Source organism: Lysinibacillus sp. CNPSo 3705, from assembly GCF_028674935.1.
Lineage (GTDB): Bacteria > Bacillota > Bacilli > Bacillales_A > Planococcaceae > Lysinibacillus.
Genome location: NZ_JAQZSD010000001.1, coordinates 145,739 through 157,425, shown reverse-complemented (window position 1 = coordinate 157,425; position 11,687 = coordinate 145,739). Strand labels below are relative to the sequence as shown.

Genomic DNA, 11,687 nt, shown 5'->3' with positions numbered 1-11,687 from the left:
AGACCTCTCTTATTTAGACTCAAGTAAGGCACGTCGATTTAGATAGAAATAATCCCATCCAGACCATAGCGTAAAGAACAATGCAATATATAGCATAATTTTATCGAATGGAAGACCGATAAGTGTAAAAATTGTATTGTGTAAAAGTGCTGCACCGATGGCCACAATTTGAGCCCATGTTTTAATTTTGCCAAGCTGGTTGGCCGCAACAACTTCTCCTTCACCAGCCAATATTAAACGCAGGCCAGTAACTGCAAACTCACGACTAATAATAATGATTATTATCCATGCAGACGCCATACCAAGCTCTACCATTAAAATAAAAGCCGCTGAAACTAGCAACTTGTCAGCAAGTGGGTCTAAAAATTTCCCAAATGTTGTCACAAGATTGTATTTACGTGCATAATAACCATCCACCCAATCAGTCGTTGAAGCAATAATAAAAATAAGTGCACCTACAAAATGATGAACAGGCATCGTCGCACCGAATAGTGACATTGTTCCCCAGCCAAAATCAAACATCATAACAATGACAAAGAACGGAATAAGTAAAATTCGAGAGATGGTAATTTTATTTGGAATGTTCATTTTTCTAACACCTTTCATGATGAAAGAAAGTAGTCATCACTAGATGACTACTATTCTTTATTGAAATTGATGACGATGTTTTGCGTTACAATTTGCTGTGCATACGTTAAAGGCTCGTCATTAATGTATACTTTAGCTTGCGCTGAATTACCTAAGCGAATACGGGCGTAATTTTGAGATGTTGCGTCGAATTCTACTACTTCTCCTGCATTATATACACGAGTATCTGATAGTAATTCTTGTTGCTGTTGGTTACGAATACCGATAAATGTAGGACCTGATACTTCAATACGTATTTTAAATGCATCCGTACCTGTTAACGTATAAGAAGTTGTTGCACCATCCGCTTCAATAGTCCCAGCTGAAATCGATTGCTTAACCTCTTCAGTTTGCTTTTCATCAGGTGTTTCCTGTGTTGAATCTTTTGAATCTGCTGAGTCTTCTTTGTTATTTGTTTGAGCTTTTTTATGCTCTTTATCTTTTTCTGTATCTATTGGTTTTACTTTTGTATCATATTCTATTTCTGATGGCGTATCGTCTACAGCACCATCTGGCACTGCTTTATTTTTAGACTGCATTAGCACCCAAATTACCACAATAATGACAATGATAAATAAACCAACGGTTATTTTCGGCATTGCTTCCATCATTTTAGTAGAAGGACCTTTCGAAACTTTTCTTCTACTTGGACTACTCGTCATCGATTGACTTACTTGATTGTTTGGAGTACCTGGTAGCTCGCTTTTATAAGTTTCTAAAAGCTCCTCTGCATCCAAACCAACAGCGTCAGCATATTGTTTAATAAAAGCTCGTACATAAAACGAACCAGGCATAATCGAATAATTTCCTTCTTCAATACCTATTAAGTAACGCTTTTGAATTTTCGTTATTTCTTGTAAATCGTCTAAGCTGTAGCCTTTAGACAGTCTCGCCTCTTTCAGTCGAGTCCCTAATTCTGCCACTAATAACACCTACTTTAATTTCAAATTAAAAATTAAATCCACCAAATGAATTAGATTCGGACATCATTTGGCTTTTTTCCATTATTTCATACGTAATTTCTTCATCTGGGTGATGACGCAATTCAATGATATAATCAAAATCCTCTATCTTATATTCTGAATGCTGAACAAACATGTCTGGATGCTCTATGACCTTAATGGAAGGCATACTCATCATTTCACGCACTAGTTGCAAATGTCGCTCATCAGATGATTGACGTGTCACAATGCCATCTAATATAAAAATATTATTGTTACTGAATTCATCACCAGCAAGTTTATTGCGAACAGTCTGCTTAATCATTGTAGACGATAAAAAAATCCATTTTTTATTGGCACATACACTTGCTGCTACAATTGATTCAGTCTTTCCAACACGAGGCATTCCACGTATCCCAATAAGCTTATGCCCGTCTTTTTTAAAAAGTTCAGCCATAAAGTCAACTAAAATACCAAGTTCATCTCGTACGAAGCGGAAGGTATTTTTTTCATCTGCATCTCGAGGAATATAATGACCGTGCCTAATGGCTAAACGATCACGGAGCTTAGGTTGTCGAAATTTGGTAACGTTAATATGTTCCATTGTCGAAACAATTGTACGAAAACGCTCAATTGTCTCATCGTTGTCTGTATGCACTAACATACCACGTCGATCCTCATCGACACCATTTATTGAAATAATATTGACACGAAGCATCCCTAAAAGTGAAGCAATATCTCCTAATAATCCAGGGCGATTCACCTGAATTTCATATTCAAAGTACCAATCGCTCAAACACACTCGTTCCCTTCCTATTAGTTAACGTAAAAAATCCTTTATAAGTTCCATCATAGCTGATTTTTTATGTAATGGAAAGTTAGAATACATGGAATTATGGGGTTATTTTTAAAAACTTACTATTTTTTTTTTGAACGTACGAAATAGGCTTACATACGTTCCCTTTTCTATGTAAAAATTGCTTTTATATATAGAAAAAAGAGGAGATCGCTCTCCTCTTTTTTTACTGTACATGTTTATTTTGTACAAGTTTAACGACACAATTCGCCAGTGCGTGTTTTTCCTCTTCAGAGGCAACGCCCCATAAATCCGACAGCACTCGCTCTTGTTCGTTTTTAGGATCGACATTTGTCGCCAAATATTCTCCAATTTGTACAGCAGCTTGTTGAATCATTTGCGATGGCATACCGCTTGATTCTGCTCGCATAACATTTTGACCTAAAAACGATGTCCATTTTTGCCAGTTTTCTAAAATAGTCATATGTTCCTCCTCCTTTACACATGTAGTATGTGCAAAAAAGAGCATTATATGTACCAGCCACCGTTTAATCTAATAACTTGCCCCGTTACATAATCTGCTTTTCCAGAAAGATAAAAACGTACCATTTCAGCAACATCCGTTGTTTGCCCAGTTATACCTAGTGGAATATCCTCTAAAATATAGTCAAGCTCCTCTTCGCTTAAATGACTGTTCATCGAGGTATTAATAAAACCAGGTGCAATGGCATTAACACGAATATGCGACAGTGCGGCTTCTTTCGCATATGACTTCACAAAAGCATGTTGGGCGCCTTTCACAGTGGCATAAAGTGCTTCACCAGCTGATCCAGCCTCTCCCCAAATTGAACCAATAAAAAGCACATAGCTGACATCATGAGCGCGTAGCTTTGATGACAGCAATGCCGTAAGACGCATTGGATTTTGTACATGGACACGCCATAATGCCTCCATATCCTCCACCGTAGTATCTTCCAGTAGCGAATAATGTGCTTGACCATTTGCAAAGACAATCGCTTGCACATTAAAAATTTGAGATGCTAGCAATTGTGCCCCGGACGCTTTCAAAAAATCTCCCTGTACAAGCATAAACTCCTGTGCAGGGAAACTTTCTGAAAGGGAGCAGTATAGAGCCTGTGCTGCTTTTTCATTGTTTGAAAAGTGTATGTAGATGGACCAACCGTCTTCTGCCAGACTTCGACAAATAGCACGGCCAATCTCACCCGATGCCCCTAAAACGAGCGCAAACTTTTTCACTGTACGCCCTTCTCAGTAGGTAAAATTTTAAAGACAGTTTGTTGAGATTCACCTTGAACTGAAGAAAACGCTTTTTTCAAATCTTCAATCGTTAGTTCTTCTAGTACAGGCACAACGTCGAACAAATTCATATCATTAAACGAATAACGTGTAAATTGGTTGGCGATAAATTCAATAGAGTTCAGTGCACGTAGGAAGAAACCTATTTTTTTACGTTTTACTCGTTCTAAATCGGTACTTTCAAAATGGGCATCCCCATCATACTTTGCTAATTCTTCCTTAATAGCTTTCTCTAATGCAACAGGGTCTGTAGAATCTGAGCCAATCATTGCAAATCCAAAGCCTTTTTCTAACGTGAAATCAAATGCATATGTTTCATCAATTAATCCGTTATCATAAACGCTCTCATAAAATTTAGATGTACGTCCAAAAATAAGTTCAAGTGCAATTTGAACAGACAGCTCATGTTTTAACATGTCACGCCCAGAAAGATTTGTTTCTTTTGCTTTTAAGCCAATATAGACTTTAGGTTTTTGTACATCCATACGCAACTCACGTTCTTTAATAGCAACTTCTGTCGGCTCTTGATCAAAAAAGCGTTGAATTGGTGTTGGTTCAGGGAATTCTTTTTTGTCTTGATTGTCACGAATAAACGTCATCATTTCATTAGGATCTACTGCACCAATGACAAACAATAACATATTGGACGGGTGATAAAATGTATTGTAGCACGTATATAAATGGTCCGCAGTAATACCATCAATTGACTCAATTGTACCAGCGATATCAATTTTTACTGGATGATTATGATACATATTTTCGATTGTGCCAAAATATAAGCGCCAATCCGGCTGATCGTCGTACATCGTAATTTCCTGACCAATTATGCCCTTTTCCTTATTAACAGTTGCTTCTGTAAAGTAGGGCTCTTGAACAAAATTTAATAATGTTTCTGTGCTGTTATAAATATTGTTAGTTGAAGAAAATAAATACGCAGTACGTGTAAATGATGTAAACGCATTGGCTGAAGCGCCGAATTCACTAAATTTTTGGAAGACATCTCCATCTTCTTTTTCAAACATTTTATGCTCTAAGAAATGGGCAATGCCATCTGGTACTGTAATGCTTTCAGTTCCACCAATTGGCACAAAAGTACGGTCAACAGAACCATATTTTGTGGTGAACGTTACAAAAGTTTTAGAAAAACCTTTTTTCGGTAATATATAGACATCTAAGCCATTTTCTAGTTTTTCATAATACAATGTTTCATCTAATTGTTTGAATTCAATTGTTTTCATTGAGCGGCTTGCTCCTTCCCACTTAAGAAATAGACCGCTTCTAGCTGTACTTGCTTCGCCATTTCAACTATATCTGGCTTTGTCACAGCTTGCCATTTATTTGCCCAGGTCTCAACAGAGAACTCTTCGGGTAAATCTTTATATTGGTCAAAAATTTCTATTTGTCCTCGAGCAGAATCCAATGCTTCTTTTAGCTGATTCGTTAGCATGGCCTTTGTTTGCTCTATTTCTAAATCTGTAATATCGCCCGCTTGCATAACAGCAAGTTGTTCCTTAATTAGTGATAACGCTTTTTCCTCATTCTTTGGTTCAATCCCAGATACAACAAAGACTAAGCCATAATGTGATGCATATGAGCTAGACGCATAGTAGGCTAAACTTTCCTTTTCACGAACATTCATAAATAATTTGGCGTGAGGGTAGCCACCAAATACCCCGTTAAAGATTTGCATTTTGGCAAAATCAGCGTCACCAAATCGTACTGGTGTACTAAAGCCAATATGCATCTTTCCTTGCTTCATTTCTTGTTGTTCACGTACATAATCATTTTGTGGATGCTGTTGTGGAAGTACAGCAGGAATTTCTTCAGGTGTACGATCATTAAATGGTAGCGCTTCTTTGAGCTTCGCTACGATTTCTTCTTCATTAATATCACCCGCGACATAAATGTCTATTTTATCGTTAGCAAGCATGGATTGATATGCTTCAAACAATGATGTAGGGGTAATTTTTTGAATATCCTCGATAGTTCCATTCGCAGAAATAGAGGCCGGTTCATTTGGACGTAAAATTTGTTGAATGCGTTGCTGCGCATAACGAGACTTATCGTCAAAAATGGACTCAATACGCTGAATGACTGTTTTCTTTTCACGTTCCACAATTGATTCCTTAAATATACCATTTTCTAAATTCGGTTCAAATATTGCTGTATGCAATAAATCGAGTACCTCATTTAAAACACTAGTATTTGCCAAATAATGATCATTAACAGCTTCTACATTCATCAATACTGTATGTTCATTACCACGTTTAGAAGTGTCGAAATATAACACTGTGCCATACAAGTCATCCAGGAAACTTCGGAATGCAGCTGTTGTCTGATATTTCGCATTACTGTGTTGCAAAACATTTGTTAATACTGTACGTTCAGACGCATTTGTCGCCGTTAATGCTTTTCTCCATTTAATTGAAAAATTTACGGTTTTAAATTGGGTCGTTTGTCGGATATGCAAATTGACACCTTTTGCAAAAGGTATTGTTTTAAACATATATAGAACCCTCCTTATCTTTCTTAATATAACAAAGTACTACACATACTATACATGTCTATTGTCTATAATTGCAAAAAGAATCCAAAGTATGTATATGAAATGTGTGAAATTACATTTGGTTGTTGAGGAACCTGTACATGCAAGTAAATAAAGATCAACCACCAACCATTATTTTCCCAAACACTTGAAATATGTACAAGGAAAAAGACTGAGCATTTTCGCCCAGTCTTTCATCGTTTGTTATTAGCGTTTCCCTTTAATATAAGGTTGACCACTAGCTTTTGGTGCATTTGCTTTACCGATAAATCCTGCTAATGCAAAAATCGTTAAGACATATGGTAAAATTTGTAAGTAAACAGCAGGAATATCTTGAATGTAAGGCATTCCACTTCCTGCAACACTTAATGTTTGTGCTACTCCAAAGAATAAAGCTGCACCTAATGCACCGATTGGATGCCATTTCCCAAAAATCATTGCAGCAATAGCCATAAAGCCTTGACCAGCAATTGTTGCATGCGAGAAATTGCCTGCAATCGATTGCGCGTATACTGCACCACCAAGACCACCTAATGCCCCAGAGATGACAACAGCAATGTAACGCATTCTATTTACTTTTACACCCATCGTATCTGCAGCCATTGGATGTTCACCAACAGCGCGTAAACGTAAGCCAAATGGTGTTTTATAAATAATAAACCATGCCCCAATAGCTACAGCAAAAGCTAATATCGATGTACTGTAGACATTTTGGAATAATAATGGACCAAAGAACGGTATGTCCTCTAAATAAGGGATAGCGAAACGATTTATTGCATAGGTTTGGTCAATCATATCTGTTTGACCTTTATCATAAATCATTTTCACCAAGAATACGGATACTGCTAAACCTAATAAGTTGATAGCAACCCCCGATACGGTTTGATCGGCACGGAAGGAAATAGACGCAACTGCATGAAGAAGTGAAAAAATTCCCCCAATAATGAAAGCCGCCAGCATTGCCATCCAAATTGTTGCTGAACCGAATGTTGAAGCATATTCTAAATTGACATAAATACCAACAAATGCACCAACAATCATTAAACCTTCTAATCCGATGTTTACTACACCAGAACGTTCAGAGAATACACCACCGATTGCCGTAAAAATTAACGGTGTTGCATAAAGAATCGCCGAAGGGATGATGAAATATAACATTTCTAAAAAGCCCATGTTATTGTCCCTCCTTTTTCTTACTCAACTTTTGTAATGCTACTCGAATAATATAGCCTGATGCCACGAAGAAAATAATTAACGCGATAATAATAGACACGATTTCCTCTGGAATACCTGCAGCATTCGGCATATTTAGCGCTCCGTATTTCAGTGAGCCGAATAATGAAGCCCCGAATACAACCCCAAGTGGCGTGTTAGCACCAAGTAAGGCCACGGCGATCCCATCGAAACCTATACCTGTAAAGCCTGGTTTAATAGAGGCGTTTCCGAAAGTACCTAGTGCCTCCATAGCACCAGCAAGACCAGCGAACATACCTGAAATTGTCATAGCTAAAATAATGTTTTTATTGACGCTCATACCAGCATAGTCTGCCGCATGCTTGTTAAAGCCTACCGCTTTTAGCTCATAACCGCGTGTTGTTTTTTCTAAAATGAACCACATAACCATTACCATTAATAGTGCAACAATGATGCCATAGTGAAGACTTGAATTGTCTGTAAGCTCTCTTAAAAACGGAGAACGTAATGAAGCTGATACATGAACGCGTTCTGTTTTAAAGCCACCGTCAGACAAGTTTTTAATAACTGCATTTGCAATATAAAGCGCAGTGTAGTTTAACATAATTGTCGCAATAACTTCGTGAACTTTAAATTTCGCTTTTAAGAAACCTGCAATAAAGGCCCAAAATGCACCTGCAGCTGCGGCTGCAAGTAATGCTAATGGTAAGTGAATGACTTTAGGTAGATCAAACGCATATCCTACCCAAGCTGCTGCTAACCAACCTAAAATTAACTGACCTTCTACACCGATGTTAAATAAACCTGTGCGGAAGGCAAATGCTACCGCAAGACCCGCCAATATGTACGGTGTTATTTGACGAATTGTGTTCCCAATTGAATATGAATCTCCAAAAATACCTGTCCAAAGGGCGCTATAACCTTGTACTGGGTCATAACCGCTAACTACCATTACGATAGCTCCAACAATTAAACCGATAATGATAGAGATGATAGGAACGAGTATATTAATGACACGATTTGACATTAGTCGTGCCCCTCCTTCGCATCATTCATGTTATTTTTATTACTTTGTCCTGCCATTAATAGGCCCAGCTCTTGTTCAGTCGTTTCTTTTGGATTTAACTCATCCACAATTTGACCGTCATAAATAACAGCAATACGATCCGAAACATTCATAACCTCATCTAATTCAAATGAAATTAACAGTACGGCTTTTCCTTTGTCACGTTGCTCAATAAGGCGAGCGTGAATAAATTCAATTGCCCCTACGTCAAGACCACGTGTTGGTAAAGCAGCAATCAATAAATCTGGATTACGATCAATTTCACGACCTATAATCGCTTTTTGCTGGTTACCGCCTGAAAGGGCACGTGCTGGCGTCATTTCACCATTACCTGTACGCACATCATATTCTTCAATGATTTGGCGTGCTTTTTCAGACACTTTCTTGTAGTCCATGACAAAGCCCTTAGCGATTGGAGATTGATAATATGTTTGTAGTGCGATATTATGACCTATTGGGAAATCTAACACTAAACCATGCTTATGGCGATCTTGTGGGATATGCCCAACGCCTTCCTCCGTAATTTTACGAGGCTTCATATTTGTTATATCTTTGCCATTTAATCTAACGTTACCACTTTTAATTTTACGTAAACCCGTTATAGCCTCGATTAACTCAGATTGTCCGTTACCATCGATACCCGCAATACCAACAATTTCACCTTTACGTACGTTTAAGTTCAAACCTTTTACTTTATCGATATTACGATAGTCTGTAACAACCAGGTTTTCGATTGTAAGTACTTCATCAGTTGGTTTTGCTTCTGTTTTTTCTGTTTTAAATTCAACTTGGCGTCCAACCATCATTTCAGCTAATTGGTTAGGATTTGTTTCAGCAGTTATAACTGTCCCAATCCCTTCCCCTTTTCGGATAATCGTCACACGGTCAGAAACTTCCATAATTTCTTTTAGCTTATGAGTAATTAAAATAATGGATTTGCCCTCTGCAATTAAGCGGCGCATTATTTGAATGAGCTCTGTAATTTCCTGTGGTGTTAAAGATGCCGTAGGTTCGTCAAAGATTAAAATTTCTGCACCGCGGTATAGTGTTTTTAAAATTTCAACACGCTGTTGCATCCCTACAGTAATATCCTCGATTTTGGCATATGGATCAACATCTAAACCATATTTCTCAGAAAGTGCCTGTACTTTCTTTGCCGCATCTTTAATGTTAATAACACCCATTTTTACAGGTTCAGAGCCTAAAATAATATTCTCTGTTACTGTAAAATTTTCAACCAACATAAAGTGCTGATGCACCATACCAATCCCTAGATCATTGGCCACATTTGGATTTGTAATTTTAACAGCTTTCCCACGAACACGAATTTCGCCACCCTCTGGTTGATACAAACCAAAAAGGACGTTCATTAAAGTCGATTTACCTGCACCATTTTCACCTAGTAATGCATGAATTTCGCCTTTTTTCAGTTGGAGGGTGATGTTATTATTCGCTACGAAATTACCGAATTCTTTTCGGATTCCTAGCATCTCAATCACGTATTCCAATTTCGTCACTCCCTTAATAGGCACTTTTATCAATTTCGCCTTGGCGTAATTGTGGCAGTCGCCACAGAAAACATTTTGTAGCTGTCACTCTGCTTTCGCTACATAAAACATTACTGACGCTTTGTTAACACTTTCGCTTTCGCACACATAAACAATACGTCCAGTTTTTGAAACCGTTATTTAGATTTGTTTGAGACAAACTTAATACTAGCTATAGTCACTGTTAGTTCAACGTTTTTTCACATCGACAGCAATGACCTCAGCCGGAGGTTCCATCTTCGCTCAGTGGTATTATGTACCCTATTAACAAAAATTCACGATGTATGTCCCACTAATAGAGGTAGATATTCTTCTGAATGAAGATAAATTAATACAGGAAAGGTCATCGTTAGAAACCTTTCTTCTATTAACTTGATACCATCATTACTATTCTTTTGATAAACTCATAGAAAAATTACTACCTCTATGGTAAACAAATAGCATCCAATAGAGTATTGCGAATAGTCAAAATATAACGATAGATTGAAAAATCATCATAAGGGTCTTGTTAAAAGTCCCTTATGATGATCAAAAGATGAATTATTTTTTCGCTTTTTCTGGAACTTTAATTTCACCTTTAGCAATTTTTTCTTTATATTCATCAATGACAGTTTGAACATCTGCTGGGATTGCACCACGAGAATCTGCAAGTTTCACGCCGTCTTCAGCTAAGCCATAAGTAAGCGTTTTGCCACCAGGGAACTCACCATTTTTCGCTTTATTTGAAATATCTATAACTGCTGCGTTAACACCTTTTAACATAGATGTTAATGTAACGTTTGTTTTATCATCTACTTTACCTTCTTCGTATTGGTCAGCATCTACACCAATTACCCATACATTTGCCTTAGGATCTTTTTTCTTACGTTCCTTTGCCTCAGAGAATACACCGTTACCAGTTGCACCAGCAGCGTGGAAGATAATATCTACGCCTGAAGAATACATGCTATTAGCTGTCATTTTACCAAGATCAGCTTTATCAAATGCGCCAGTATATTTTCTTTGAATATCGATATCCGGATTTACTGTTTTAGCCCCTTCAACGAATCCAGCTTCAAAGCGATTAATAACAGGAATATCTCCTCCGCCAACGAAGCCGATTTTCCCTGTTTTAGACATTTTCGCAGCTGCTACACCAGCTAAGAAAGCACCTTCTTGCTCTTTGAACATAATAGATGCTACGTTGTCTGCTTTTACGGAAGCATCAACGATTGCGAATTTTTTATCTGGATTTTCTTCAGCTATTGCAGTCATAGCATCTTCCATCAAATAACCAATACCAAATACTAAATTAAAGTCACGACGTAATAATGCGTTTAAATTTGATTCATAGTCAGCGTCAGATTTTGATTGTAAGTAATCGTAGCCACCATTACCTTTTTTCAAGTTATTTTCTTTACCGTAAGCTTGAACACCTTCCCAAGCAGATTGGTTGAATGATTTATCATCAACGCCACCTACGTCAGTAACCATTGCTACTGAGAATGCTTCTTCTTTGTTGCTTTCGCCTGATGATGCATTTCCATTGTCTTTTGCAGGTTTTTCTTCGTCTTTCGTACCACATGCACCTAAAATTGCACTTGCAGCTAAAACTGATGATAATACTAAGCCAAATTTACGTTTCTTCATTCTGTTAACCCCCCAAAGGTATTGT

11 protein-coding genes are annotated in these 11,687 nt (G+C 37.5%); all 11 read right to left on the bottom strand.

The window, feature by feature from the left end:
* Window positions 1-9 precede the first annotated feature (9 nt).
* Window positions 10-588, bottom strand: coding sequence for a CDP-diacylglycerol--glycerol-3-phosphate 3-phosphatidyltransferase (gene pgsA / locus PVA17_RS00735; RefSeq protein WP_274066619.1), 579 nt, complete (start codon window positions 586-588; stop codon window positions 10-12).
* A 50-nt stretch (window positions 589-638) separates the two neighbouring features.
* A complete protein-coding gene (locus PVA17_RS00730) occupies window positions 639-1,559 on the bottom strand; it encodes a helix-turn-helix domain-containing protein (RefSeq protein ID WP_274066618.1) in 921 nt (306 codons plus the stop codon).
* Between the two features lie 16 nt (window positions 1,560-1,575).
* On the bottom strand, window positions 1,576-2,364 hold the full coding sequence (locus PVA17_RS00725) for a DUF3388 domain-containing protein (RefSeq protein ID WP_132357874.1): 789 nt from the start codon (window positions 2,362-2,364) through the stop codon (window positions 1,576-1,578).
* A 226-nt stretch (window positions 2,365-2,590) separates the two neighbouring features.
* Entirely contained in the window at window positions 2,591-2,848 is a 258-nt protein-coding gene (locus PVA17_RS00720; protein ID WP_132357376.1) for a DUF3243 domain-containing protein, read from the bottom strand.
* A gap of 44 nt (window positions 2,849-2,892) precedes the next feature.
* The gene (gene ymfI / locus PVA17_RS00715; RefSeq protein ID WP_132357377.1) at window positions 2,893-3,621 is read right to left on the bottom strand and encodes an elongation factor P 5-aminopentanone reductase; all 729 of its coding nucleotides are present in this window, start codon (window positions 3,619-3,621) and stop codon (window positions 2,893-2,895) included.
* Window positions 3,618-4,919 carry an EF-P 5-aminopentanol modification-associated protein YfmH gene (gene yfmH, locus PVA17_RS00710; RefSeq protein WP_274066617.1) on the bottom strand — a complete coding sequence of 434 codons (1,302 nt, stop codon included), beginning with the start codon at window positions 4,917-4,919 and terminating at the stop codon, window positions 3,618-3,620. The genes ymfI and yfmH overlap by 4 nt, the downstream gene beginning before the upstream one ends.
* The gene (gene yfmF / locus PVA17_RS00705; RefSeq protein WP_132357379.1) at window positions 4,916-6,187 is read right to left on the bottom strand and encodes an EF-P 5-aminopentanol modification-associated protein YfmF; all 1,272 of its coding nucleotides are present in this window, start codon (window positions 6,185-6,187) and stop codon (window positions 4,916-4,918) included. Before yfmF ends, yfmH begins: the two co-directional genes overlap by 4 nt.
* A 246-nt stretch (window positions 6,188-6,433) precedes the next feature.
* A complete protein-coding gene (locus tag PVA17_RS00700; RefSeq protein WP_274066616.1) occupies window positions 6,434-7,399 on the bottom strand; it encodes an ABC transporter permease in 966 nt (321 codons plus the stop codon).
* A gap of 1 nt (window position 7,400) precedes the next feature.
* Window positions 7,401-8,447: an ABC transporter permease gene (locus tag PVA17_RS00695; protein ID WP_274066615.1), complete on the bottom strand. Its 1,047-nt coding sequence runs from the start codon at window positions 8,445-8,447 to the stop codon at window positions 7,401-7,403.
* Complete coding sequence (locus PVA17_RS00690; RefSeq protein ID WP_274066614.1) at window positions 8,447-9,994, bottom strand: ABC transporter ATP-binding protein; 1,548 nt, start codon at window positions 9,992-9,994, stop codon at window positions 8,447-8,449. Before PVA17_RS00690 ends, PVA17_RS00695 begins: the two co-directional genes overlap by 1 nt.
* Before the next feature lie 579 nt (window positions 9,995-10,573).
* Entirely contained in the window at window positions 10,574-11,662 is a 1,089-nt protein-coding gene (locus PVA17_RS00685) for a BMP family lipoprotein (protein WP_274066613.1), read from the bottom strand.
* Window positions 11,663-11,687: the final 25 nt, after the last annotated feature.

Excerpts from the sequence above, each read along its gene's own strand:
- pgsA (WP_274066619.1), bottom strand. The coding sequence starts at position 588 with ATGAACATTCCAAATAAAATTACCATCTCTCGAATTTTACTTATTCCG.
- PVA17_RS00720 (WP_132357376.1), bottom strand. The coding sequence starts at position 2,848 with ATGACTATTTTAGAAAACTGGCAAAAATGGACATCGTTTTTAGGTCAA.
- yfmH (WP_274066617.1), bottom strand. The coding sequence starts at position 4,919 with ATGAAAACAATTGAATTCAAACAATTAGATGAAACATTGTATTATGAA.
- yfmF (WP_132357379.1), bottom strand. The coding sequence starts at position 6,187 with ATGTTTAAAACAATACCTTTTGCAAAAGGTGTCAATTTGCATATCCGA.
- PVA17_RS00700 (WP_274066616.1), bottom strand. The coding sequence starts at position 7,399 with ATGGGCTTTTTAGAAATGTTATATTTCATCATCCCTTCGGCGATTCTT.
- PVA17_RS00695 (WP_274066615.1), bottom strand. The coding sequence starts at position 8,447 with ATGTCAAATCGTGTCATTAATATACTCGTTCCTATCATCTCTATCATT.
- PVA17_RS00685 (WP_274066613.1), bottom strand. The coding sequence starts at position 11,662 with ATGAAGAAACGTAAATTTGGCTTAGTATTATCATCAGTTTTAGCTGCA.